This is a genomic window from Cellulophaga sp. BC115SP (genome assembly GCF_009905545.1).
GTDB classification, from domain to species: domain Bacteria; phylum Bacteroidota; class Bacteroidia; order Cytophagales; family Spirosomataceae; genus Flectobacillus; species Flectobacillus rivi.
On the sequence record NZ_JAAALB010000004.1, the window covers coordinates 142,579 to 168,525 of the forward strand.

Genomic DNA, 25,947 nt, shown 5'->3' on the forward strand with positions numbered 1-25,947 from the left:
ATTGCTTTAATACAAAAGAGATGGTATATATTGCCATCTCTTTTTTTATAAGATTTAACTCTAATATCATGAAAAAACTATTACGACTTTGTATCTGTTTACTCCCTGTTGTTTGGCAAGTTTCGTGTACAAATGATACAGCATTGTTTACTCAGCTCAATGCAGAAGACACAGGTATTACCTTCTCAAATAGAATTACAGAGAGTGATACGATGAATGTTCTTACTTTTGAATATATCAACAATGGTGGGGGCGTTGCAGTGGGTGATTTTAATAATGATAGCTTGCCTGATGTCTATTTTACAGGGAATATGGTAAGCAATAAATTATACTTGAATAAAGGTGATTTTAAGTTTGACGATATTACTGCCAAAGCAGGAGTGGATGGTGCTAAAAAATGGTGTTCAGGCGTGGCAATTGTCGATATCAATAATGATAACAAATTAGATATTTACGTTTGTGCTACTGCCAAAAAAGTAGCTTCAGAACGAGCAAATTTACTCTATGTCAACCAAGGTGTAGATAAAAACAATGTACCTATTTTTAAAGAAATGGCACAAGAATATGGTATTGCTGATACAACCCATACGACTAATGCTGCTTTCTTTGACTATGATAATGATGGTGACCTCGACCTTTATGTGCTTGTCAACGAAATGGATGATACCCGTTTTCCGAACAAGTATCACGAAAAAATTGTAGATGGTTCTTCTAAAAGAACTGATAGACTTTATAGAAATGATTGGGACCCTGTAAAAAAACACCCTGTTTATACCGACGTGTCTAAACAAGCAGGAATTCAGATTGAGGGATATGGGTTGGGACTGAATATCACCGACATCAACCGCGATGGCTGGAAAGATATTTATGTGACCAATGACTATTTAACGAATGATTTACTTTATATCAATAACCATGATGGCACCTTTACCGACCAAGCAAGTTTGTATTTCAAACATACTTCTTACTCTGCCATGGGAAATGATGTGAGTGATATTAACAATGATGGATTAGTCGACATTATTGCATTGGATATGATGCCAGAGTCGAACTATCGTAAAAAAATGATGACTCCTGCTAATAACTACGTGACTTATCAAAATAATGAGCAATATGGTTATGGTTATCAATATCCACGAAATACCCTTCAGGTGAATTTAGGAAAAGATCCTTATTCACACCGTCCGTTATTTAGTGAAGTGGGACTGTTAGCTGGTGTTGCAGAAACAGATTGGAGTTGGACTCCTATGGTGACAGATTTCGACAATGATGGTCTTCGTGATATTATTATTACTAATGGATATCCACGTGATGTCACTGACCAAGACTTCATTGCCTATCGTGCGTCTATGTCGAGTATCATGACTCGTATGATGTTGTTGGATTCGATTCCTTCTATCAAAATCAAAAACTTTGCTTACAAGAATAAAGGAGATTTGAAATTTGATGATGTTACAGAAGCGTGGGGTATTACACAACCTAGTTTTTCAAATGGAGCAGCCTATGCTGATTTAGATAATGATGGTGATTTAGATTACATCGTGAATAATATCAATGATTCGGCATCTGTTTTTAGAAATAATGTGATTCAACAGAAACCCAATGAAAGTAACTATCTAAAGGTTCAACTTAAAGGGGGCAAAGACAATGTTCAAGGCTACGGTGCTTGGGTCGAAATTTTGTACGCAAATGATCAGAAACAAGTGTATGAATACACGCCATATCGTGGATATTTGTCTAGTGTAGACCCTACAGCACATTTTGGTTTGGGCAAAACACAAACTGTAAAAGAGGTAAAGGTAGTTTGGCAAAGTGGTAAAGGACAAATTTTTAAAAATGTCAAAACAAACAAAACTTTGTATGTAGACGAAGCTCAAGCTCAGGTATTGCCTGATGAAAAAGAAAATACTGTAAGTCCTTTGCTTGTAGATATTACGGATGTATTAAATACAGGATATATTCATCATGAACAGGATATTATTGACTTTAACGTCCAAAAGTTACTGCCTCATAAATTCTCACAATTTGGTCCAGCGTTGGCAGTAGGAGATGTAAACGGGGATGGGTTAGATGATATTTTTGTAGGTGGTGCAAGTCAATATAAAGGACGGTTCTTGTTGCAAAATACTACAGGTAAGTTTGAAGTAAAAGACTTTTTGCCTGGTCTTGAAGGAAAAGAAAAACTCTCAGAGGATATGGGGGTATTACTTTTTGATGCTGAAAAGGATGGCGATTTAGACTTGTACGTAGTAAGTGGAAGTTATGAATTCCCTGCGGGAGATCAAAACTACAAAGACCATTTGTTTATCAATGATGGAAAAGGACATTTTCAGTCTGCCGACCAAGCTATTCCTGCTTTACTAAAGAGTGGGTCTTGTATCAAGGCTGTAGATTATGACAGAGATGGTGATTTAGACTTGTTTATTGGAGGTAGGGTAGAGCCAGGAGCATATCCTAAGCCTGTGAATAGTTATATCCTCCGTAATGAAGCCCCTCAATTAAAATTTACAGATGTGACGGCACAAGTAGCACCACAATTAAATCAAATTGGTTTGATTTGTGACGCTTTATGGACAGATTATGACAATGATGGTTGGACGGATTTGGCACTTGCTGGAGAGTTTATGCCAGTGACTTTCTTGAAAAATCAAAATGGTAAGTTAGCTCCAGCACAAGAAACAGGTATTGAATCTTATAAAGGCTGGTGGAATAGCCTTAGTGCAGGAGATTTTGACAATGATGGTGATATGGATTATGTGGCAGGTAACTTGGGGCTCAATTCATTGAATCGTGCATCAGACTCAAATCCCATTACTGTTTACGCAAAAGATTTTAATAATGATGGGCATTATGATGCTATTCCAACGGTATTTTATAAAGACTTGGATGGTGTTCGCAAAGAATTCCCATTTAATACTCGTGATGATTTAGCAAAGCAATTTATCCAAACTCGTCAACGTTTTGATTCGTATGCAAAATATGCCAAAGCAACCATCAATGAAGTATTAAAACCTGAGGAGCTAAAAGATGCTATTATCTTAAAAGCAAATTGGATGAAAACAAGTTATCTTGAAAATCAAGGAAATGGTAAGTTTAAGATAAAAGAATTGCCAGTTCAAACGCAATTTGCGCCTGTATTTGGTATGGTGGTACAAGACTTCGATCAAGATGGTAACTTGGATGTACTCATAACGGGTAATGACTATTCAACGGAGTTGACTGTTGGACGTATGGACGGGTCTCAGGGAAATCTTCTGAAAGGTGATGGTAAAGGAGGCTTTACAGTACTACCAATTGATCAAAGTGGCTATCGTGTAACTGGAGATGCCAAAGCATTAGTAGAGCTTCAGTCTGCAAAAGGTAGTTTATTGACCGTTACATCTCAAAATAGAGATAAATTGAAGTTTTTTGAAAGTACAAAACCTTATAAAGTGCTTAAGCTTGCACCAAATGAAAGCAGTGCATTGTTGACACTTAAAAATGGTAAAACACGGAAAGTTGAAATTCCTTATGGCTCATCGTTCTTGTCACAATCGGCTCACAAACTCATGGTAGGAGGTGATGTTGTAAAAGCTCAAGCAATGAATGAAAGGGGTCTGAAACGTGTGTTAAACTAAATTAAAAAGAAAAGGGGCGTTAGCCCCTTTTCTTTTTAATTTAAAAATCCATCTTCATCTTTAGGTTTTACCGTTGGCGATTGAACTTGTGTCGAATCGCTTGGAGCAGTATAACAGTTAATATCTACACCATCGGGTTTATTGAAAGGTTCCTTTTTGTATCCTGCAATCCTAAGTGATGGATCAGCATATACTTTATCCATAAACATGGCATAGGCAGGCATAGCCATTTTGGCACCTTGTCCCAAACTAATACTACGGAAGTGAATACTACGGTCATCGCCACCAACCCAAACACCACCGACTAAACTTTGTGTTACACCCATAAACCAACCATCTGAATAGTTGGATGTAGTACCTGTCTTGGCACCTATTTCATTGCCTTGTGCACAACTATAACGACGCAAACCTTCTGCAGTACCTCCTGGTTCTTGCACAGCACCTTGAAGCATGTGTACCATTTTATAGGCCGTTTCTTTATTCATCACTTGCTTTGTCGTTGTTTCAAAACGACGAAGCTCGTTCCCATTTTTATCTTCAATACTTACAATTAAAAGCGGCTCAATACGATAGCCCTCATTCACAAAAGAGCAGTATGCATCCACTTGTTCAAAAACAGAAACCTCACTAGAGCCTAAACATAGCGCAGGTGTTTCATTCAAAGGACTGGTGATACCAACACGGTGTGCAAATTCAGCTACTTTTTGAGGCCCTAATTGCTTCATTAATTTAGCTGCAATCGTATTAATTGAACGCGCCATTGCTCTACGCAAAGACATACTTTGGTAAGAATATTTTCCATCAGAGTTTTGTGGTGTCCATGATTTCATAATACCATCTTCTTGTCCAAAAGTAACAGGCTCATCCACAACATTGTCACATGGTGTCACAATATCGCTTTCAATTGCCGATGCATACACAAAAGGCTTGAATGTTGAGCCTGGTTGACGTCTACTTTGGCGAACATGGTCGTATTTGAAATACTTGAAATTAATACCACCTACCCAAGCCTTAACATGGCCATTGTTAGGATCCATTGCCATTGCACCTGCATTAAGGATTCTTTTGTAATAATTGAGTGAATCCATCGGTGAAAGAGTGGTATCTTTTTCTCCTTGCCACGAAAATACCGTCATGCGAACAGGTTTATTAAGAACCTCCCAAACTTTTTCTTCATCACCATCCATCTCCTCCATCAATTGTTTGTATCGGTCAGTACGTTTCATAGCATCCTTCAAGAATCCCTTAATTTCACGCATGTGCTCATCAACCCACGGATTACGACCTTTCCAATGCTCATAAAACTTCTTTTGCTGAGCCATCATATGTTCGCGAATGGATTCTTCAAAGTACTGTTGCATGCGAGAATCAAGCGTACAATGAATTTTGAGCCCACTTGTATAAAGATTCAGCTGTTCGTCGTCACCACGACTCTCATTAATTTCCGCAATAATTGCCAAAAGTTGTTTTTTGATAGCTTCTCTGAAATAAGGAGCCAAACCTGTATTGTGGTTTTCAATTTTAAATTTCAACTGAATAGGCTTTTCCTGCATTTCAGCAGCTTCAGCCTCGGGTAAATAGCCATATTTAACCATCTGTGCCAAAACAATATTACGTCTATCAAGGCATTTTTCAGGACGTCTTCGTGGGTCATAAAGATTGGGGTTCTGAAGCATCCCTACAAGCGTTGCCGCTTCGCTTACACTAACATTACCTACTTCTTTACTAAAATAAGTCTTACAGGCTACACGAATACCATAAGCATTGTTTCCAAACTCTACTTCGTTTAGATACATTTTCATGATTTCTTGTTTGGTATATCGACTTTCAAGACGAATGGCCAAAATCCATTCCTTAGTTTTAGCAATTATAGTACTGATTTTTGGAATTCGCATCAAAAGCCCTTTGTACTCCATTCCTTCCTCTGTTGATTCTGCTCTTCGAGTATTGAATAGGTTTTTGGCTAATTGTTGCGTGATAGTACTACCACCACCTGCCGTACCAAAGCTGGTCACTACACGAAATGTACTACGTAAATCAATCCCAGAATGTTTGGCAAAACGAGCATCTTCGGTTGCCATCAAGGCATTGATGATATTGGGCGAAAGCTCTTCAAATTCTACAGGACTACGGTTTTCTCTGAAATATTTGGTTAGTTCGACACCGTCTTCCGAAATTAAAACAGAGGCTAATTGGCTTTTAGGATTTTCAAGCTCTTGGAGACTAGGCATTCCTCCAAACAACCAGAAGAAGTTATAGTTAACAGCTAGAACATATAAAACAAGCGCAATAAAACCACGAATAGACCATTTCCAGAGGCTTTGAATGGTACGTTGGTATTTACCGGGTTGGAGTTTTATCATGAGTTTATAGTTATGACTTGAGTCGTTTATGGGGTTTAAAATGTTTTGATGTAAGAGCGTTAGTGTATTTCGGTAAATTCAAGGCTACTTTCGAAATCTACCATCTTACATCAGCAATTAGGGTAACTCTCTTTTACAAATTTAAAAATTTAATACATATACGCTTGATTTACCAGAAAAGTATTCGAGTCTGTCAGAATTATTGAGTAAATGGATTATTACTAGAATGATATATTTCCGAAATATCAATTTCTCCTTGTCAATAATCCTTTTTGACTTAATTGTGGATATTTAGTTTCAAAATATTTCTGATAGATTTCAATAGATACAATAGCACTAATTATTCCGACGATTGAACCACCCAATAAGTCTTCAGGAAAGTGCTGAAAAAGATAAGGTCTAGAATAGGCTGCTGTGAGTGCCAAGGTAAGGAAAATAGGACTTAACACTGGCTTTTTGGCAAAAAATACCCAAAGTGTAAACACACAAAATGCACTAGTCGTATGCCCTGAAGGAAAACTATTGAAGCCGTGTAGTTCAACACCATTCACATATTGCCAAGGGTATGATATATCTTTAAAAAATTCGCTAGGTCGTAAGGTTTGAAACGAAAATTTTAAACTCTGTGAAATAATGGTACTAACTGCAAAGGCTATAGCTCCAATGAGTGCATTTTCATACCTGAATAATAACCAAACCAAAATCGTAACAGCGAAAAACCATCCCTCACCTAACTGAGTTGCCCACCAGAAAAAAGTATCTGACCACATCGTTCGGTGAGTATTAATCCAAACCATTTGTTCGAACTTGGGAGTGTCCAAAACCCACACCAAGCACACAAGCCACAAAAGGATAAAAGGAATAAAAAAAGAGAGATTATTTTTCAAAAGATTTTTCATAACCACAAAGTTCGTAAAAAATGAGCCTCCTTCAAACATCCTTGTTTTGATAGTAGGTCAAATAAGGTCGCAGCTATCAGTATAGTAAGTGGTTCATTGCCTGAGAATTAATAAAAAATCTTTTTCTCAAAAGTATTGCTTCGAATTGTTGTCATTTTCAAAAAAAGTCTCTAATTTTGCAGTCTTTTCGGGATAACCTAGCTTTAGGTTAGCTCAAAAGCATGCGTACAATACAATGTACACGGTGATATAAAGTATCCAAACCGAGTCTGTCTGACAGACCTTTATTTGATTGAAAGCCTTGAAAAAGAATTATTTAGCAAATTATAAGATTGATATTTTTCGCCTCGACAACAAGCAATATGTGCATGAGTTTGAGGGTGACGATCAGTTTTTTGCTGAGTTTGAACAGGATGAAATCGGAAAAGGAAACTTCAAAGCAAAAGTAACTTTAGACAAATCTGAAACGATGATTCAGTTACTTTATGAAATTGAAGCAGTCGTAGAATTGACTTGTGATAGAAGCCTTGAGCAGTTTGATTACCCTATTAACATTACGAAAAAAATGATTCTGAAGTTTGCAGATCGCACAGAGGAAGTCACAGATGAACTGATGTTAATTGACCGTCATGTACAACAGATTAATGTAGCGCAAGACATATTTGACTTCATATTTTTGGAAATTCCGATCAAGAAATTGCACCCCAAATTTGTACAAGAAGAAACGGAAGGGTACGATGAGGAAGACGAAGACGATGAAGATTGGGAGGATGACGATTTGCTTTGGGAAGATGAAGAAGGAGAGTTTGTTTATACCACAGGAGGCGGAGATGACGACGACGAGGATGAAGAAGAAGAATATGAAGAGGAGGAACAAGAAAGCCCCGAAGATGACTCAGAAGCACCAATAGACCCACGTTGGGCTATATTGAAGAATTTGAAAAATAATCAAAATTAATTTTAGAGCAAGACGCTCGTACATAAGTTAAGTAACAACGTAACAAAATAACGGAAATAAGAAAATGGCACATCCTAAACGAAGACATTCGACAACTCGCAGAGATAAGAGACGTTCACATGATTTTGCTACTCCAAAAGCAATCACTGTAGACCCAACTACTGGCGAAATTCACTTGCGTCACCGTGCACACGTATTCGAAGGTAACCTTTACTACAAAGGTAAAATGGTAGTAGAAGGTTATGCTGCACAAGCGTAATTGATACAATATTTTAGGTATTAAATAGGCTAAAGTTTCTGATTATCAGAGGTATAGCTGATAAATGTGTTTTTTTACATATAAAAAACACAAAAAAATACTGTTTTCAACTTCTTAAAATGCTATTTTTGCAGTTACCAATTTTGCGTAAACAAAAATAACCAATGAATATAGGAGTTGATGCAATGGGCGGCGACTTCGCCCCGCAAGCCATAGTTGAAGGAGCAGTATTAGCAGCTAATGAGTTGCCCGAAGGTGTGACAATCGTATTGATTGGTCAAGTCGAGGCAATTCAAGCAGTTCTTGATAAACAAAATTATACGGGATCAAACATTAAAATTGTTGAGGCTAACGAAACAATTGAGATGGGTGAACATCCTGTAAAAGCCTTACAAGCTAAACCCAATTCCAGTATCGGAGTTGGGTTTAAACTTTTAAAGACAGGTGAAATCGATTCATTTGGCTCGGCAGGTAATACTGGTGCGATGATGGTTGGTTCACTTTTCTCAATAAAGGCAATCGAAGGTGTTCAGCGCCCTGCAATCGCTGGCTTTGCACCACAAACCAACGGCAAAATGGCCGTAATGGTGGACATTGGTGCTAATGCCGACGTAAAACCAGAAATGCTTGAGCAATTCGGCTTGTTAGGATCTATTTATTACCAAGCTACAACAGGTGAAGAAAATCCCAAAGTAGGCTTGATGAATATTGGAGAAGAAGCAGAAAAAGGTTCTGTTATTGCTCAACAAGCTCACAAACTAATGAAGGAAAATGCTAAAATGAACTTCATTGGTAACATCGAAGGAAAAGATTTCTTTAAAGGGAAAGCTGATGTGATTGTCACAGATGGATTCACTGGAAATATTCTTTTGAAAATGGGCGAGTCGTTATACGGTATTATGAAAGATCAAGGTGTTGAAACAAATTTCCTTGACAAAACTAATTATGAAGCCGTAGGTGGTAGCCCAATCGTTGGAGTGAATGGCAATGTTATTATTGCACATGGAGCGTCATCGGCAAAAGCTATTAAAAATATGATTCATCTTTCTACTAAAATAGTAGAATCTAAAGTTACAGAAAAGATCAAAGAAGCACTTAGTGCATAGTGAGTGTTCCTGCCAACTACCGTGTTGTGCTTAAAGGCACTTCACTTAGCGCTAGTTCGCAGGGCACTATTTATATTATTGAACATGACAAAGATCATTGCAGCAATTACAGGCGTTCAGGGGTACGTGCCAGAGGAAGTTTTAACAAACGCCGACTTAGCAAAAATTGTTGATACCACTGATGAATGGATAATCTCCCGTACAGGTATTAAAGAACGTCGTATCTTGCGTGGAGAAGGTCAAGGTACTTCGGTCATGGGAGCTGAAGCTGTAAGGAAACTATTGGAAAAAACCAATACAAAACCTGAAGAGGTAGATTTGTTAATTTGCGCTACAGTAACTCCTGATCATTTTTTCCCATCAACAGCCAATTTGATTTGCGATAAAGTAGGCATTTCTTTTAATGCTTCCTATGACATTGCAGCTGCTTGCTCAGGCTTTTTGAATGCCTTGGTAACTGGTGCCATGTTTATCGAATCAGGTCGCTATAAGAAAGTAGTTGTAGTAGGTGCCGATAAAATGTCAGCTATTGTTGATTATACAGATCGCTCTACTTGCGTGTTGTTTGGCGATGGCGCTGGTGCTGTATTGCTTGAGCCTAGCTCAGATGGCTTAGGTCTTCAAGATTTTATCTTAAAATCAGATGGCTCAGGTGCTAATCACTTGATTCAGAAAGGAGGAGGAAGTGCATATCCTCCAACGCACGAAACAATTGACAATAAGTGGCATCATATCCATCAAGAAGGACAAGCTGTATTTAAGTTTGCCGTAACTCGTATGGCAGACGTTTCGGCTGAAATCATGGAGCGTAATAATCTTTCGGGCGATGATGTTGCCTTTTTGGTACCGCATCAAGCTAACAAAAGAATTATTGACGCAACTGCCAACCGAATGGGCGTTGGTCCTGAGAAAGTAATGCTCAATATCCATAAGTACGGAAATACCACTGCAGCTACCATTCCATTGTGTTTGTGGGACTACGAAAGTCAACTTAAAAAAGGGGATAATCTTATTCTTGCCGCATTTGGTGGAGGCTTTACTTGGGGGAGTGTTTACCTCAAATGGGCGTACTAAAGTATCAAAACAGTAAATTTCCTAGCTAAATTTCATTAAACTGGGTAGTTTACTGTTTTTTTTTGTGCTAAGTTCAGAGAACATTTTTGTAATTTTGCACATTCAAATTTTTGTAATTATCAAATTTGTAACTATTTAGTGTTCAGAAAGCAAAATTGCTTATGCTATTTCTTGTTTTCTAAATAATTGAAAAAATGGCAACTACTGCAGACATCAGAAACGGACTAGTAATCAAATTTAACAACGATCTTTTTTCAGTTGTTGAGTTTTTACACGTAAAGCCAGGCAAAGGCCCTGCTTTTGTAAGAACAAAATTGAAATCATTGACTTCAGGAAAGGTAATCGATAACACGTTCAACTCAGGGGTAGCGATTTTCCCAGTACGTGTAGAGCGTCGTTCTTTCCAATACTTGTATGAAGAAGAATTTGGTTATACTTTCATGGATAACGAAAACTTCGAGCAAGTTACATTGAACAAAGAAATGGTAGAAGCTGCTGACCTTATGAAAGAAGGCCAAGTGGTTGAAATCTTAATCAATGCAGAAACAGAGCAACCTATTTCTTGCGAAATGCCTCTATTTGTGGAGCTTGTAGTTACTTATACCGAACCAGGTATCAAAGGTGACACAGCCAACTCTCCTAAAAAACCTGCTACTGTTGAAACTGGTGCAACGATTACTGTACCATTATTCATCCAAAACGATGAGAAAATCAAGGTAGATACTCGTACTTACGAATATGTAGAACGAGTAAAATAATACCCCGCGATAAGTGATTGATTTTCAATAAAGTTTTACCCCTCAAGATTTTACTGGCTCAACTAAAAATACTTATATTTACTGTATCTTTAGTCCTGAATTTATAGGACACTGTCCTTTTTCGGCCTTAATTTTTGTGAGAGGTATTCTTGAAAACAATAACTTATCTGAAATTCCCTTATACGTAAAATTTATCAATTAGACATTGTAACACCAACCTCCAATGGAAAATAAAGAAATCCAAAAGCTATTAGATTTTATTGCTCAATCAACTCTTGATGAGGTAAACATCGAAACTTCTGAGTTGAAACTTTCAGTAAAGCGTTATGGTCAAGCGCCAGTGGTACAACAAGTGGTAGCAACTCCAGCACCAGTAGTAGCAGCGGCTCCAGTTGCAGCTCCAGCGGCGGCGGCTCCAGCTGCTCCTGCAGCGGCCCCAGTGGCAGCATCTAACCGTGTGACTATCAAGTCTCCAATGATTGGTACATTCTACCGTTCTTCTAGCCCAGATTCTCCATCATTCGTTGAAATTGGTTCAGAAGTGACAAAAGGTAAGCCAGTTTGTATCATCGAAGCCATGAAATTGTTTAATGAAATCGAATCAGAAGTATCTGGTCGTATCGTTGAAGTATTGGTAGAGAACGCAACGCCAGTTGAGTTTGACCAACCTCTTTTCGTAGTTGAACAATAAGCCAACCATATTGAATTACCCCATCTATTTGGTTTTATTTTTCAATAAGTCAAAAACTCCCTTGTCGATTAGTGAGTTATTGTTACAATAACTCATCGATAAAGATGTTTAGTTGAGTTTATAACTAAAGCTAAAGAATGTTTAAGAAAATACTTATCGCCAACAGAGGTGAAATTGCCCTCCGTATCATTAGAACATGTAAGGAAATGGGCATCAAAACGGTAGCGATTTATTCTACTGCTGACCGTGAAAGCCTTCACGTAAAATTTGCTGACGAAGCTGTGTGTATTGGCCCACCGCCAAGCCGTCAGTCGTATTTGAACATCCCTGCGATTATTTCAGCTGCCGAAGTTACTGGCGCAGATGCAATCCACCCAGGGTATGGTTTCTTGTCAGAAAATGCTGAGTTCTCTCGTATTTGTTCTGAATATGGTATCAAATTTATTGGTGCTACTGCCGAACAAATCAATTTGATGGGTGACAAAGCTACAGCAAAAGCTACTATGAAAATCGCTGGCGTACCTGTAATTCCAGGTTCGGAAGGCTTGATTGATACGGTAGAAGATGCTAAGCGTATTGCAAAAGATATTGTTTACCCAGTTATCATCAAAGCTACGGCTGGTGGTGGTGGTCGTGGTATGCGTATCATCCGTCATGAAGACGAGTTTGAAAAGCTTTGGAATGACGCTAAAATGGAAGCTGCCAATGCTTTCGGTAACGATGGTATCTACATGGAAAAATATGTAGAAGAACCACGTCACATCGAAATTCAGGTAGTAGGCGACCAATTTGGTAAAGTATGTCACCTTTCAGAACGTGATTGCTCTATCCAACGTCGTCACCAAAAACTTTGTGAAGAAACTCCTTCTCCAGCGCTTACGCCAGAACTTCGTGAGAAAATGGGTGAAGCTGCCATCAAAGGTGCTTCAGCTATTAAATACGAAGGAGCGGGTACTGTTGAGTTCTTGGTGGATAAGCATGGCGATTTCTACTTCATGGAAATGAATACTCGTATCCAAGTAGAACACCCAATCACTGAAGAAGTAACTGACTTTGACCTTATCAAAGAACAAATTAAAGTTGCTGCTGGTGTAGCCATTTCTGGACAAAACTATACGCCAAAATTGTATGCACTAGAGTGTCGTATCAATGCTGAAGATCCAGCAAACGGCTTCCGCCCATCGCCAGGTAAAATTACTAATTTACACTTACCAGGTGGTCACGGAGTACGTATCGACAGCCATGTGTATGCAGGCTATACAATTCCACCAAACTATGACTCAATGATTGCGAAAGTAATCGTTTCAGGTCAGAGCCGTGAAGAAGTATTGTTGCGTATGAAGCGTGCTTTGCAAGAGTTCGTAATCGATGGTATCAAAACTACGATTCCATTCCACATTAAATTGATGGATGACGAACGCTTCAAATCAGGTCAATTTACAACTGCTTTTATGGAGAATTTTGATTTGAAAAGCTTGTAGTAATACAACAAAATAGAATAATAAAAAGGGGCTTTGCATTAGCAAAAGCCCCTTTTTTATGAACCAGATTTTTCTTCAAAAAGTTTTTCGATTGTTTCACGATAAGATACGCCTAAAGGAATTTTTAACTTATCTAAAATCACATGTCTCGACGAAATTCCTGTTACTTTGAATCTTGGAACAAGATATGATTTGTGAACACGAATAAAATTAAGCGGTTGGAGCTTAATTTGTAAATCAGAGATAGACTCACTAATCAATACAGGTTTTTCTTTGCTAAAAACCCTTGTATAGGCTCCTAATGCTTCGATATATTGAATGTCATTCACAAAGAATTTTAAGGACTCTCTCCCTGCTTTTAAGAAGATAATTTGTTCTTCCTGAACAACAGGCTTTTGTGAAGCTTTATTCTTGATATTGATATTGTCAATTGCTCGATTAACAGCTTTTAAGAATCGCTCAAAACTAAAGGGTTTGAGTAGATAATCTGTTACTCCTACATCGAATGCTTCCATAGAATAGTCGGAGTGGCTAGTAGTAAGAATAATTTGCGGAGGTGCTTCGAGCGTTTTGATTAAATCTAGTCCAGAAATTTCAGGCATTTCAACATCAGAAAATAGAATATCGACCTTTCCTTGATGCAATAAAGGAATGGCTTCAATGGGATTACTAAAAACCTGAACGATTTCAAGATGTGGTAATCTTTTGATATTCGTTTCTAAAATTTTCTGAGCTATGTCATCGTCTTCTAAAATGACACATCGATAAATTGTCATGAATTAGGTGAATTATTCTGTTAAATTGGCTAAAAGATATGGCGACTTCTAGAGTTTAACTTAGGAAGGTTGGGTTTATTCGACGAAAAGTTTCAAAAACTATTACCTAGAATGGTCTTTTACATCGCAACTTACGGGATTTTTGTTAGAAAATAAAATATAGAAGACTAGAATTTAACAAAAATCCCAAGATATACTCAAGTTTTGAGCACATCTTGGGAAATGTATAGTTTTCAAAAAGTAAGAATTAAAAATTCTTTAACTTAGACGAATTACTGTATTAATGATAATGTTAATGTCGAGTACTTAAACGGATTGAAATTATTATAAACTACTTAAGCTACTTATTTGTCTCATTTGTAATTTCTTAGGCGGTCAGATATTTAAGGGTATTGAGTAAGGATGTAATTGCATTACAAAATTACATTTTAATATTGATGTTGAATATTGCCAAGAACTGATAGCTAACCAACACACAAATTATCCTATGAATTGATGAACTAATGTATCAATTGAAGCCTTATTATTTATGAACTGCATGAATATCTTACGAACGTGCAGTGTTTTCATTTATAGATGGTAATTTTAGCCAATAAATCATTAACACATGAATAAGTTTTTTTTACAAATAGGAGCCATCTTGGCTGCATTATCTGTTGCACTTGGCGCATTTGGAGCACATGCATTTAAAGCTAGTTTAGAAGCGATTGGTAGGACAGAGACATTTGAGACAGCTGCTCGTTATCAAATGTATGGCGCCTTGGGATTGTTAGCTGTAGGAATATTGTCGGGAACATTCAAGCATGCTTTTGTAAGATATGCAGGCAATGCTTTGTTGGTAGGTACGATTATTTTTGCAGGAGCCTTATATATGATTTGTGCTACAGGAGTTACCATGTGGGGAGCGGTTGCGCCAATTGGAGGCACTTGCTTGATGGTAGGCTGGGTTCTATTAGCTTTCGGAATTACTAAAAGCAAGTAAGCATATTCCTAATTTAGTGAATTGAGATTGAGTGAATGAGTGATTATTTTTAATTTGATTTTTTCTTGTAGAGGCGCAATGTATTGCGTCTAAAGAGGTATCATTTTAAAATATAGTCATGAGTCATCCCAAATTTTAGAATTAAGTATATTCTCCAACTTTTTATCAAAAAAAGCGGTCGAAAATTGTTTTTAGACTCAAAGTATTGCGTCTCTACTGCTAGGATAAGATTTTAAAATAATCACTCATTCACTCAATTTCAACTCACTAAATTAGGTTTTTACCTTTTAATGAATCAGGACTTGTTCTAGGCTTGCCCAAACGATTTCGCCCATGGTTTTACATTTGAGAAATCTGTCTGATTGATACCATCTCGCTAGTTCTTTCTTGAGTGATTCGGTATTATCTACAGAAGCAATTTCATCTCTCGCCATTACCGACATCAGCTCGTACATTCGTTGTTGCTCTACCCTCAATCTTCCTGCAATGAGCGATCTCTCTTCAATTTGGTATTGCTGAACAGATTCCGAAGTCATGTATTTCATTCCAATTTCTACCAAAGGATAGTTTTGCTTGAAATACTGAGGCATATATACCGACCGTTTGCCTTCGTAGCTTTGTTGGTCAAAATCGATGGCTCGAATACGATAAAATACTTCTTCAAAATCGGGGGTAATATCAATAATAAAATTTGATGAATGCATATCGCCCAATAGCTTTACAAAACATCGTTCATTAAACTTCACAAACTCTTTGGCCAATCGACGGTAATTTACTTCTTCATAACTAGGTAATTGCTTAAAGAATAAATCTCCTGGAATACCAATAATATGTTCTTCTACGACTGTATCCTCGAATGTCAGATAACTCATTCTATTGGGAGAAAGAAGGTGTTCTAGTTCCATTCCATATATCCGTGAAGAATCGGCTCGCTTGACATAAAAATAGTCAAAGTTATCGTTCATCTTGTTGACAATTCTTATGCGAAATGGCTGAGTATTGCCATAAGTGCACAAATCAACCCTATCCACGTTAAGGTGTTTGATGACTTTCTCATCACCATCAGTTCGTAAATCGGCATAGATTTTTTTTAACCCTTCATACACAAAATCAATATCACTGTGTGGATAAAAGACTGTTTGCCAAAACGTATCATTGCCAAACTTATCATACAGACTAATAGCATTTTCAAATCTCAATAAATCAGAATACTGTAAAGGCATGGTTATTTCACGCCCGTATTTAATTAAATATTTTCTGAGCTGGAGATTAATTTTGAATGGAAGTTTCTTTTTAGAAATAAGGGCCATATTGCAAGATTTAGGCTGTAAACATCTTCTTTTTCAAGACTAAAATCAAGAGTTTTATTGGTAAAAGGTATAGGTGTCCAATAAATTTTATCTACGTTACACCTAGTCGATAAAATCTAAATCCTTATCAAATGTTTCCTCAGACATATAGGATGCCCAGAGAGCAGCGAAGTTACAAATACAACCGACAATCAAGGCTGCATAGATTAATCCCACATGACCCATTAAAAATTTAAAGCCTAATGTAATAAGAATCAATGCCCCACGAACGAAATTTGGTACTGTCGTAGTGACTGTTGCACGAATATTAGTGCCAAACTGCTCTGATGCCATGGTGATAAATACCGCCCAATATCCTCCTGAAAAGCCCAACGCAAAACATAGGAAATAAAAAATCGTAGTACTTAGTCCATGAACTAAGAGATATATACCCATCAGAATAATACTAGAGCCTACAAACCAGTAGATCGTCTTTTTACGACTTTGTAAAAATTGACTTACGAGTCCGCTTAAAAAATCACCAGATGAGAGCCCTGCATAACATAAAATTACAACAGTGCCTGCTTTAATTTCACCCTGTACGCCAATCGCCTTACTGAGTTCAGGTGCTACCAGTACAAGAATACCCACTGTGTACCAAACAGGAAGTCCTATCAAAATACAATAGATATATCTTTTGAGTTTATTTGAATCGGTGAATAGACTAAGAAAATTGCCTTTGGGGGCACTTTTTTCGATGTTTTGAAATAATGATGACTCCATGGTGCCAATACGCAATAGCAATAATGCTAAACCCATAGCGCCACCAATATAATAAGTCATACGCCACCATTCTGGGTCGGTACTCAAGCTTGCTATATAGGCGGCTGTTACGGCTCCTAATGCCCCTGTGCCTGCAATGAATAAGGCACCGTATCCTCGTTTTTCTTTTGGTAAAGATTCATTTACTAAGGTTACCCCAGCACCTAATTCTCCTGCAAGACCAATACCTGCCAAAAATCTTAGAATAGCATATACTGTCAAATCTTGTACCATTCCATTGAAAGCATTGGCTAGGGAATACAACAAAATAGAACCAAATAAGACAGATTTGCGTCCACGCTTGTCACCCAAAATTCCCCAGATAAGTCCACCCAAAAGCATACCTGCCATCTGTATATTAAGTAGGCGAAGACCTTCTGATAGTTGTCCGTCTTTATCAAGTCCGAGACTTGCCAAACTAGCATTACGAATTACTCCAAAGAGAATGAGATCGTACACATCCACAAAATAGCCTAAAGAAGCTACAAGGATTAACAGTTTGGCATTTTTAGAAATAGTAGTTTCCTGCATAGAGATAGGTTTTATGTAAAGGAAAGATTCATTCCGAAAATAAGAATTTTAATAGTCTATAACAAAAAAACTACCGATTATCTAGATAATCGGTAGTTTTTGTATGAAGTGCTATTTTACCATCTTGAAAGCATTTGCGAACGATGGGCGTCTAATTTTAGAAAAATAAATAGTAAAATAGAAAACGACCAAAGTGAAGAGCCTCCATAACTAAAAAATGGAAGCGGAATCCCAATTACTGGCATCAAACCGATAGTCATTCCGATGTTGACGAGAAAGTGGAAAAATATGATGGAGACGACCCCATAGCCGTAGACTCGCGCAAATCGGGATTTCTGTCGGTCTGCGAGATAAATAAGCCGTAGCATCAAGCCAATAAATAAACCGACCACAGTTAAGCTTCCTGCAAAACCAAACTCTTCGCCGACAGTACAGAAAATAAAGTCGGTACTTTGTTCGGGTACAAAGTCAAACTTAGTTTGTGTTCCCTGCAAATATCCTTTACCAAGCAACCCACCCGAGCCAATCGCAATTTTGGCCTGACGAACATTATAACCTGTTTTTTTACGGTCAAAATCAGGATCAACTAATACTCGAATACGATTACGCTGGTGTTCTTTTAGTACATTATTAATAGCCCAATCTACACCTGTCACAAACAAACCCATACAGAAGGCAACACCTAAAATGGCTAAAATATTTTTGGTTTTGCGTTCATAACGAGGCATTGCCCAAACGACCAAAGCAGATACTACAGCCAAGCCGATATAAATCTGCCATTCTTCAAAAATAAGAGATAAAATAAATAAGGTTACTACCGCCAAGAAAATAGCAGGATACATGCCTGGAAGTCCTTCACGATACAATAGAATCAAAAATGAAGCAAAAACCAAAGCAACACCAGTTTCGTTAGATGCTAGAATCAAGATTGGAGGAATCGCAATGATGATTGCCACATTGAGCTGGTCCTTGAATCTGGATAGATTGGTTAGTGGCGTACTCAAATATTTTGCCAGTGCCAGACAGGTTGCCATCTTGGAGAACTCGGCGGGCTGTAACTGAAAAGAACCAATTCTAAACCAAGAGTGTGAGCCTTTTACTTCTGTTCCTACTACAAGCACTGCCAACAACATAAATAGGAAAAATCCATAAATAGGAAAAGCAAAAGTATCGTAAAAACGATGGTCGATTACTAAAATTGCAATAATGAGCAAAACGGTTGTTCCAATCCAAATAAGTTGTTTACCTGAATTGGTATCAAAGAAACCGTCATCAAAAATCCAAATTGGGTGCTCAGGATTATAAATTGCAGCATAAATATTGAGCCAGCCAGCCACAACACAAAGTATATATATTAATACGGTCACCCAGTCGAGGTTTCGCGATATTTGTTCTTCTCTTTTCAAGGTCTTATTCTTAGAAATGCTAAATCAATTTGTTTGGTACACTTGAGTAAAGGCTTGAAATCTTTCTTACTATCCTAATTACTCATTAAATCCTAGTGTGTTTTTTTCGGTGCTATTTTCTGATTTTTAGGTAAAACTGCTTGTGGCTGCATCGGAATCTTGAATACAGGCGCTTTTGGTTTATTTGCCTGATCTAGTTTAAATAGCTCTTCTTTAAGATTGCGTAATTGATAGTCTTCGATTGTCGAATCTTTTTCAACTGTAGCTTTTACCTCTTTATTAGGTCTGGCCGAAGCACTTTTTGCACTCAACACATTGGCCAGATAGCTTTTATTCATCCATCGAGTTTCCATAGCTTTGCGTTCTACTTTACCCTTCAAGTATTTTTCGATACAAAGTGATGCAATAGGAGCGGAGTGCGTTCCCCCAAAACCCGCATTTTCAATAAATACTGCAATGGCAATTTTAGGGTTTTCTCTTGGCGCAAAAGCAATGAAGATGGCATGGTCTTGACCATGTTTATTTTGAGATGTACCTGTTTTACCACAAATCTGAATATCGCTTAGTCGTGCTTCAGCTGCTACAGTACCTGCATTTACAGCACCAACCATTCCTTCGATAACGGGTTCGAAATGGCGACGGTCAATACCCGCAGAAATATGCTCTTTATATTTGTTGTCTATGTTTCCGATTTCGTTAATACCTTTTACTAAGTGCGGACGAACATACCAACCTCTGTTGGCAATGATAGCGGCCACATTCGCCATTTTGAGTGGGTTAATAACAATTTCCCCTTCTCCAATACCTACAGAGTAAATATTAGAAAATTTCCAACGAAGAGGACCTTTATACACTTTGTCGTAATATTCGACGCTCGGAAGTTTTCCTTTTGTTTCGTTTGGTAAATCAATGCCTAATTCTTGCCCAATACCAAACTTGCTAGCCATATCATTCCAGCGTTGAAGACCAACAGCTGATTTTTTGAAAAGATTTTGCTCCTTATTGTTATAAATAATTCTTTTGAAAACATTATAAAAATAAGGGTTACAAGAATTTTTGATACCTAACTGAATCGATGAAGATGTACCTCCACAGTGACACTTCATTGGTACACCTGCGTGACCAAACCCTGTACTTGGGCTGATTACTCCTAACTGCAAACCAATCAGGGCCTGAATCAACTTGAAAGTCGAGCCAGGGCGATAATAAGCACTTGGTGGGCGGTTGATAAGCGGGTGCAATGGGTCAAGGTTGAGCGTTTGGAAATATTTTGAGAAAGTTCTTCCCGATAGTTTACTTGGGTCATAAGTAGGAGCTGATACCATCGCCAAGATTTCGCCAGAAGATGGCTCAATTGCCACCACACTTCCTACTTTGTGTTGCATCAAACTATCTGCATAATCTTGTAAGGCAATATCTACCGACGAAATTAAATTTTTGCCAGCTACGGGTTCTCTATCAAACTCTCCATTCTTGAATGGACCTTTTTCTACGCCACGGCTATTGACCATCACGTATTTTTCGCCACGTTGTCCACGTAGTTCGTCTTCATAAAATCTTTCAAGACCAGTAACCCCTACATAATCTCCTTGTCGGTAGTATTCGTTACCTTTTTCTTGTTCTTTCAAGAGGCGCTCAGGGCTAATTTCTCCAACATACCCTAAGGCATTTGCCATGCCTTTTGATTGATAAGTACGCAAAGAACTAATCTGGAAAGAAAACCCAGGGTAGTCTACCATAGCATCTTGCACGCGAGCATATTCTTCCTTGGAAAGCTGACGTAAAAATAGAGAAGGGCGTACAGGTGAGTAAATTCTCGCCAAATGAGTTAAGCTATCAAACTCACTGCGGGTAATGTCAAAAAGTCTACAGAATTTTAAAGTATCCTGAACATGTGCTTTTTTGGGCGTAATGTACAAATCATACACAGGGGTATTATAGACAATCAACTTTTTGTTGCGGTCATAAATCAACCCTCTGAAAGGAACTTGTACAATTTTACGAATAGCATTGTTTTGAGCATCTAACTTGTAAGTCTCGTCAATAACCTGCAAATAAAATAGCCTTCCGATGTAAAGTATGGCAATAAGGATAATGAATCCTTGGATAAATCTCTTTCTAATCTCGTCCACTGGCTTTAATATGATTTTAGGGATATATAGAAAATGTTTTCTACTTTCAGGAAAATTTGACTGGCTATAAGCGTTTTAATAGCTAACCAATCTGTAAATAATCTACTAACTATTACTGTTTTTGTATTTTGAGTAAAAGCTTGACTGTTATCTGCTCATCATGTAAGAAATATTCATTTAAACAAAAACAGACCTGTTTTATAGTTTAAACGGAAAAAACTATCTGAAGAAACATAATTAAAGTGCAAAATTTGCTGTTTTTCAATAATTTGTCAATAAACTCATTGAGAATCAAAACATAATTTTGCCGAATGATATTATTCTTTAGGAAGACTACGAATTAATAAATAAATCGCAGCAAAAATGAATAGCAACGAACAGCCAATAGAATACCAAGGAGTGGTAGTATGGAAGGTTTTATCAAGCCAGTTACCTAACAGTACGCCACTCGCAATGGTTATAAGCATTTGACTTCCTGCTCCCATATAGCGCATGTACTTGTTGGAATTTGGCGAATCGTTTGACATGAAAGTAAAGAAAAAAGGTTGTTCGACGTCGAAAATGAAATGGTATTTTTCCGTAGGATTACAATTAAAAAATCCAAGAACGAATGTTTTATATACCTGTAACAAAAATACTTAATTGGCACGGAATCTGATAATAAAATCTCGTTATTTTGCGTTAAACCCCTTGTTGTTCAAGATAGATTTGTGCTGTTGACTCGTGGTATTGTTTTGAGTACTTTGAATCTTATCTTAAGAACCATCAAATTGACCTATATTTGTATTTTGGATGGTGAATCAATCAAATCATTGTAGTTTTTCTGCATAGCTACTTCACATGAATAGAATACCGTTACTTTTAGTACTTGTCATATTTTTGTGCATAGGAGGATGCTCACAATATAGCTCTTCGCCTATCAGCGTGGGATTCCATAATCTTAATGCCAAATACAACGCGCTTTTTCAGGCTAATCAAAAATTGTTTGAGGCCGAAAAAAAGCTCTTTGAAGACCGTCACGATAATTACTCTCAAATACTTCCTGTGTTATTGCCTCTCGACTCGGCAGTAGCCAGCACGGTGTCATCAGAACTGGCAGCCGTTATCAAAAAGGCTTCAATGGTGGCAGAAAGACATCAAAACTCTCGTTGGCTCGACGATGCCTATGTACTCATAGGGCAAGCTCGCTTAATACAAGAAGATTATAAAAATGCGATAGAAACATTTAAATATGTCAATACAACAGCCGAAGATGATGACGCTCGTCAGGCAGCGCTGATTGGACTGATGCGTGCTTATGTCGAACAAGGTGAGTTTACTACTGCTTTGAGAGTTGCTGAGTTATTACGAGAGGAGGACTTGAACAAAAATAATACAGCGAACTTTTATCTAACAAAAGCGTATTTGCATCAACTTAAAAAGGAATATGCTACTTCTGTGGCTATTTTGGAAGAAACATTTCCATTGCTTCCTAAAAATGAGCAAAAAGCCAGATTGTATTACGTAGCAGGTCAGATGTATGAGATATTGGAAAAATTTCCTAAATCAAGTGAATGTTTTACAAAGGTTGCCAAAAACAGACCCTCGTACGATTTAAGATTCTATGCCTCGTTGAATAGCGCATTGGTCATGAATCAGAAAGGCAATTTTGATAAATTATTAAAAGATAGCAAGAACAAAGATTTATCAGATAAAATTTATGAAGCTATGGCCTCGGCAGAAATGCGCCAAGGCAACACGGCTAAAGGAATTGCTTTATTGAAAAAATCTGCCAGTATCAGCAAGGATACAAAACAATTGCCTTATACCTATTTAACGTTGGCAGATTTGTATTATGACAAATATGCTGAGTATGAAACGGCTTTTGCGTATTATGATAGTTGCTTGTCGCTGTTGCCTAATACTGATGCTGCTTTTGCGAAAGTAAAGCAAAAACAACAGGTACTTGGAGAGTTTGTGAAGCAAATGAATATTGTCAAAACAGAGGATTCTTTACAAAAACTTTCGAAACTTACTCCAGCAGAATTGGATAAAGTTTTGGAAAGAGCTATTCGCTTGAAGAAGGCCCAAGAGTTGGCTAATTTGGCAAAAGCAAAAGAAATTGTAGCTGGCTCTACCACAGCAACTAAGGATCCATTTGCCACATCAGGTAAAACAGATTGGTATTTTTCTAATGCTATGTTGGTAAGCCAAGGTCGTACCAATTTTATGAATCGCTGGGGGAATCGACCTCTGGAAGACAATTGGCGTAGAAGTAGTCGTGACGATGCCGCATCTTTTGCTAGTTTTAATACTTCAAGCACTGAAAATACATCTTCCTCAAAGAATACAATCGAAGGGGTAAGCGACAAAGAATTAGCAACCGAAAAAGCACTCATGAAAACCAAGATTCCATTCAGCGCAAAGGCGCTCGAAACGTCGCAAATCAAACGACAAGATGCGATGTTTGAAGTGGGTAAAATCTTTAAGTTGAGTTTAAATGAGCCTAAGAAATCCATTTCGACATTCAAACAACTACTTTCCGAATACCCAAATTCAATTCATGAACCAGAGGCTCTGTATTTTTTGTATTTATTACACGAAAATAATCCAACAGAAAAAGCAGGCTACAGAAAATCACTCTTTGATAAATTTGGAGATTCGTATTTTGCAAGAATGTTAAGCCGTGAAAATATTGTAGAATTGAGTTCTGACAAAGAAACAGAGGCTCAAAAGCTTTATACCGAAGCATACCAATACTATCAACAAGGTAATTTTGCAGATGCTTTATCATTTGTGGATACGGCCTTGAAAGAGTATCCCAATAGTCATACAGAGGATAAATTGGCATTTTTGAAAGCGTTGTTATTAGCTAAAACTCAAAATTTTGATGGCTATGTAAAAGCATTGAACAACTTTATTAAAGACTATCCTAAAAGCCAATTGTTAGGTCTAGTAAAAGAGAATTTAGCGGCTGCGAAGAATGCTAAGCCATAGTTTTAACTTTTGGCAAAAGAATATTATTGGTCTGTCGATTTTTAGAAAGTATAGACGAAACAATTATTTTTTTTACTTTTGCCAAAACGTTATCACCATTGCGATTGACGATTTATTATGCAAACAAGACATTTATCCTACATATTAATAACTGCTCTAGGGGCAGTTTTTTTTATCCCATTTATTGGTAGCTCCCATTTATTTGACTGGGACGAAATCAATTTTGCCGAGTCAGCAAGAGAAATGATTTTGACAGGAAACTATGCTACAGTGCAAATTAATTATATGCCATTTTGGGAAAAACCTCCTTTGTTTTTCTGGATGCAGGTCTTAGCCATGAAAGCATTTAATGTTTTTGACCCTAATTCTGGATTTGCTCCTGAATTTGGTGCTCGCTTCCCAAATGCTATCATTGGTATCATTACCCTTTTGGTTTTTTATCGAATCGGACGAAAACTCTATAATGAAAAGTTTGGTTTGTTGTGGGCTTTGGGATATTTGGGCTCATTTACGCCACATTTATATTTTAAATCAGGTATTATTGACCCTACTTTCAACCTATTTATCTTTTTGGGCGTTTGGTATTTCTCACAAAGTGTTTCTACAAATCAAAATACATCTAAACGCCAGACCTACGGCTTACTTTCGGGGCTATTTGTAGGATTGGCGATTCTAACCAAAGGACCTGTAGGTGGTTTGTTATGGGGACTTACGGTATTTACTTTTTGGGGAGTCAATGGTTTTAGTGCTAGTTTCTTAAAAGATGCGATTAAACCATTTTTCTCGGCTATTGCTATTGCCTTTTTGGTGGCTTGTATTTGGTTTGGACTATCTATCTATCAAAATGGATGGGGTTTATTTGTAGAGTTTATTCAGTATCAAATTCGCTTATTGACCACAGGTGATGCTGGACATGAACAGCCATTCTATTATCATTTTGTAGTTGTATTAGTAGGTTGTTTTCCTATTTCAGTGTTGGCGATTCGTGTATTGGGAACCTCAGGGTCGGGTAATTCTCAAGGAGAATATTTTAGAAAATGGATGATTTATTTGTTTTGGGTAGTCATGATTTTATTCACGATTGTGAAGACCAAGATTGTTCATTATTCATCAATGGCATGGTTTCCTGTGTCGTATTTGGCGGCGTACCATGTCAACAACTTACTATCAGGAAATTGGAAGTGGTCAAAACTCACGGGTTTTGGTCTGTTCTTTATTGGTTTGGTGATGGCTATTGCCCTTACAGCAGTACCATTGGTAGGTCAGTATGCAGCTCAATTGATTCCGTATATCAAGGATGATTTTGCTGTGGCAAATCTCAGTGCAAAGATTACTTGGGGTGGATGGGAGCAATACATGGGCTTGGCGTATATTGTGGCGGTAATAGTCATGGTAAGTATGCGCAATATTCGAGGTTTGTATATCGCCACGGCTTTATGTTTGTTTGGTTATTCGGCGGTAGTGGTAAGTAAAATCGAAGGGTATTCTCAACGTGCTGCGATAAGTTTTTATGAGTCTTTGAAAGGTAAAGATGTATATGTAGAGCCGATAGGATTCAAGTCGTATGCACAATTGTTTTATTTCCAAAAACAACCTCAGAAACCTAAAACAGAGGCTTACTTATTAAACGAACCTCATTTAGACAAACCTGCGTATTTTGTGATGAAAATTACAGCAGATAGTGCCATGAAAGCGCATCCTAATCTACGATTGATCAAAGAAGAAAACGGATTTTTATTTTACGAAAGAAAATAAAATGGAAAAGCTGGCAGTGATGCCAGCTTTTTTGGTAAAGAAAAATATATGTAGTCAGGTAGTAAACAATTT

At 37.5% G+C, this 25,947-nt stretch carries 19 protein-coding genes; 11 read left to right on the forward strand and 8 right to left on the reverse strand.

Annotated features, from left to right (window positions below):
• The first annotated feature begins 68 nt into the window (after positions 1-68).
• Positions 69-3,617 carry an FG-GAP-like repeat-containing protein gene (locus tag GVN22_RS04955; RefSeq protein ID WP_166549948.1) on the forward strand — a complete coding sequence of 1,183 codons (3,549 nt, stop codon included), beginning with the start codon at positions 69-71 and terminating at the stop codon, positions 3,615-3,617.
• Between the two features lie 35 nt (positions 3,618-3,652).
• On the opposite strand, the gene GVN22_RS04960 is transcribed toward GVN22_RS04955, so the two are convergent.
• Both GVN22_RS04960 and GVN22_RS04965 read right to left on the reverse strand, forming a co-directional pair.
• Positions 3,653-5,980 (reverse strand): penicillin-binding protein 1A, encoded by a 2,328-nt coding sequence (locus GVN22_RS04960; RefSeq protein ID WP_166549949.1) that lies wholly within the window; start codon positions 5,978-5,980, stop codon positions 3,653-3,655.
• A 245-nt stretch (positions 5,981-6,225) separates the two neighbouring features.
• Complete coding sequence (locus GVN22_RS04965; RefSeq protein ID WP_166549950.1) at positions 6,226-6,879, reverse strand: phosphatase PAP2 family protein; 654 nt, start codon at positions 6,877-6,879, stop codon at positions 6,226-6,228.
• Between the two features lie 301 nt (positions 6,880-7,180).
• Between GVN22_RS04965 and GVN22_RS04970 the strand changes: the two genes are divergently transcribed.
• The 7 genes from GVN22_RS04970 (at position 7,181) to accC (ending at position 13,206) form a co-directional block, all read left to right on the forward strand.
• On the forward strand, positions 7,181-7,837 hold the full coding sequence (locus GVN22_RS04970) for a DUF177 domain-containing protein (protein WP_166549951.1): 657 nt from the start codon (positions 7,181-7,183) through the stop codon (positions 7,835-7,837).
• A 64-nt stretch (positions 7,838-7,901) separates the two neighbouring features.
• On the forward strand, positions 7,902-8,096 hold the full coding sequence (gene rpmF / locus GVN22_RS04975) for a 50S ribosomal protein L32 (RefSeq protein ID WP_095161299.1): 195 nt from the start codon (positions 7,902-7,904) through the stop codon (positions 8,094-8,096).
• 164 nt (positions 8,097-8,260) lie between these two features.
• Positions 8,261-9,202 (forward strand): phosphate acyltransferase PlsX, encoded by a 942-nt coding sequence (gene plsX, locus GVN22_RS04980; RefSeq protein WP_166549952.1) that lies wholly within the window; start codon positions 8,261-8,263, stop codon positions 9,200-9,202.
• Positions 9,203-9,286: 84 nt separating this feature from the next.
• Positions 9,287-10,276, forward strand: coding sequence for a beta-ketoacyl-ACP synthase III (locus GVN22_RS04985; protein ID WP_166549953.1), 990 nt, complete (start codon positions 9,287-9,289; stop codon positions 10,274-10,276).
• A gap of 194 nt (positions 10,277-10,470) precedes the next feature.
• A complete protein-coding gene (gene efp / locus GVN22_RS04990; protein WP_166549954.1) occupies positions 10,471-11,034 on the forward strand; it encodes an elongation factor P in 564 nt (187 codons plus the stop codon).
• Positions 11,035-11,257: 223 nt separating this feature from the next.
• Positions 11,258-11,725: an acetyl-CoA carboxylase biotin carboxyl carrier protein gene (gene accB, locus GVN22_RS04995; RefSeq protein ID WP_166549955.1), complete on the forward strand. Its 468-nt coding sequence runs from the start codon at positions 11,258-11,260 to the stop codon at positions 11,723-11,725.
• 137 nt (positions 11,726-11,862) lie between these two features.
• On the forward strand, positions 11,863-13,206 hold the full coding sequence (gene accC, locus GVN22_RS05000; RefSeq protein ID WP_166549956.1) for an acetyl-CoA carboxylase biotin carboxylase subunit: 1,344 nt from the start codon (positions 11,863-11,865) through the stop codon (positions 13,204-13,206).
• A 56-nt stretch (positions 13,207-13,262) separates the two neighbouring features.
• Here accC and GVN22_RS05005 read toward each other — a convergent pair whose 3' ends face one another.
• Positions 13,263-13,982: a LytTR family DNA-binding domain-containing protein gene (locus GVN22_RS05005; protein ID WP_166549957.1), complete on the reverse strand. Its 720-nt coding sequence runs from the start codon at positions 13,980-13,982 to the stop codon at positions 13,263-13,265.
• Between the two features lie 607 nt (positions 13,983-14,589).
• Between GVN22_RS05005 and GVN22_RS05010 the strand changes: the two genes are divergently transcribed.
• Positions 14,590-14,964, forward strand: coding sequence for a DUF423 domain-containing protein (locus GVN22_RS05010; protein ID WP_166549958.1), 375 nt, complete (start codon positions 14,590-14,592; stop codon positions 14,962-14,964).
• Positions 14,965-15,251: 287 nt separating this feature from the next.
• Here the strand turns inward: GVN22_RS05010 and GVN22_RS05015 are convergent, their stop codons facing one another.
• From GVN22_RS05015 to GVN22_RS05035, 5 genes are all read right to left on the reverse strand, one after another.
• Entirely contained in the window at positions 15,252-16,187 is a 936-nt protein-coding gene (locus tag GVN22_RS05015) for a hypothetical protein (protein WP_205690792.1), read from the reverse strand.
• 189 nt (positions 16,188-16,376) lie between these two features.
• On the reverse strand, positions 16,377-17,606 hold the full coding sequence (locus tag GVN22_RS05020) for an MFS transporter (protein WP_095161308.1): 1,230 nt from the start codon (positions 17,604-17,606) through the stop codon (positions 16,377-16,379).
• A 116-nt stretch (positions 17,607-17,722) separates the two neighbouring features.
• Complete coding sequence (gene rodA, locus GVN22_RS05025) at positions 17,723-19,012, reverse strand: rod shape-determining protein RodA (RefSeq protein WP_095161309.1); 1,290 nt, start codon at positions 19,010-19,012, stop codon at positions 17,723-17,725.
• A gap of 92 nt (positions 19,013-19,104) precedes the next feature.
• Positions 19,105-21,144 (reverse strand): penicillin-binding protein 2, encoded by a 2,040-nt coding sequence (gene mrdA / locus GVN22_RS05030; protein ID WP_166549960.1) that lies wholly within the window; start codon positions 21,142-21,144, stop codon positions 19,105-19,107.
• A gap of 317 nt (positions 21,145-21,461) precedes the next feature.
• Positions 21,462-21,671 carry an AtpZ/AtpI family protein gene (locus tag GVN22_RS05035; protein WP_095161649.1) on the reverse strand — a complete coding sequence of 70 codons (210 nt, stop codon included), beginning with the start codon at positions 21,669-21,671 and terminating at the stop codon, positions 21,462-21,464.
• Between the two features lie 313 nt (positions 21,672-21,984).
• On the opposite strand from GVN22_RS05035, the gene GVN22_RS05040 reads away from it, so the two are divergent.
• Both GVN22_RS05040 and GVN22_RS05045 read left to right on the forward strand, forming a co-directional pair.
• A complete protein-coding gene (locus GVN22_RS05040; RefSeq protein ID WP_166549961.1) occupies positions 21,985-24,120 on the forward strand; it encodes a tetratricopeptide repeat protein in 2,136 nt (711 codons plus the stop codon).
• A gap of 117 nt (positions 24,121-24,237) precedes the next feature.
• On the forward strand, positions 24,238-25,875 hold the full coding sequence (locus GVN22_RS05045) for a glycosyltransferase family 39 protein (protein WP_166549962.1): 1,638 nt from the start codon (positions 24,238-24,240) through the stop codon (positions 25,873-25,875).
• Positions 25,876-25,947: the final 72 nt, after the last annotated feature.

Bases quoted from the DNA above. Each gene is read 5' to 3' on its own strand.
- GVN22_RS04965 (WP_166549950.1), bottom strand. From the start codon at position 6,879: ATGAAAAATCTTTTGAAAAATAATCTCTCTTTTTTTATTCCTTTTATC.
- GVN22_RS04955 (WP_166549948.1), top strand. From the start codon at position 69: ATGAAAAAACTATTACGACTTTGTATCTGTTTACTCCCTGTTGTTTGG.
- GVN22_RS05010 (WP_166549958.1), top strand. From the start codon at position 14,590: ATGAATAAGTTTTTTTTACAAATAGGAGCCATCTTGGCTGCATTATCT.
- GVN22_RS05045 (WP_166549962.1), top strand. From the start codon at position 24,238: ATGCAAACAAGACATTTATCCTACATATTAATAACTGCTCTAGGGGCA.
- GVN22_RS05035 (WP_095161649.1), bottom strand. From the start codon at position 21,671: ATGTCAAACGATTCGCCAAATTCCAACAAGTACATGCGCTATATGGGA.
- efp (WP_166549954.1), top strand. From the start codon at position 10,471: ATGGCAACTACTGCAGACATCAGAAACGGACTAGTAATCAAATTTAAC.
- GVN22_RS04960 (WP_166549949.1), bottom strand. From the start codon at position 5,980: ATGATAAAACTCCAACCCGGTAAATACCAACGTACCATTCAAAGCCTC.
- GVN22_RS05005 (WP_166549957.1), bottom strand. From the start codon at position 13,982: ATGACAATTTATCGATGTGTCATTTTAGAAGACGATGACATAGCTCAG.
- plsX (WP_166549952.1), top strand. From the start codon at position 8,261: ATGAATATAGGAGTTGATGCAATGGGCGGCGACTTCGCCCCGCAAGCC.
- GVN22_RS05040 (WP_166549961.1), top strand. From the start codon at position 21,985: ATGAATAGAATACCGTTACTTTTAGTACTTGTCATATTTTTGTGCATA.
- GVN22_RS05020 (WP_095161308.1), bottom strand. From the start codon at position 17,606: ATGCAGGAAACTACTATTTCTAAAAATGCCAAACTGTTAATCCTTGTA.
- rpmF (WP_095161299.1), top strand. From the start codon at position 7,902: ATGGCACATCCTAAACGAAGACATTCGACAACTCGCAGAGATAAGAGA.
- GVN22_RS05015 (WP_205690792.1), bottom strand. From the start codon at position 16,187: ATGCCTTTACAGTATTCTGATTTATTGAGATTTGAAAATGCTATTAGT.
- GVN22_RS04985 (WP_166549953.1), top strand. From the start codon at position 9,287: ATGACAAAGATCATTGCAGCAATTACAGGCGTTCAGGGGTACGTGCCA.
- accB (WP_166549955.1), top strand. From the start codon at position 11,258: ATGGAAAATAAAGAAATCCAAAAGCTATTAGATTTTATTGCTCAATCA.
- accC (WP_166549956.1), top strand. From the start codon at position 11,863: ATGTTTAAGAAAATACTTATCGCCAACAGAGGTGAAATTGCCCTCCGT.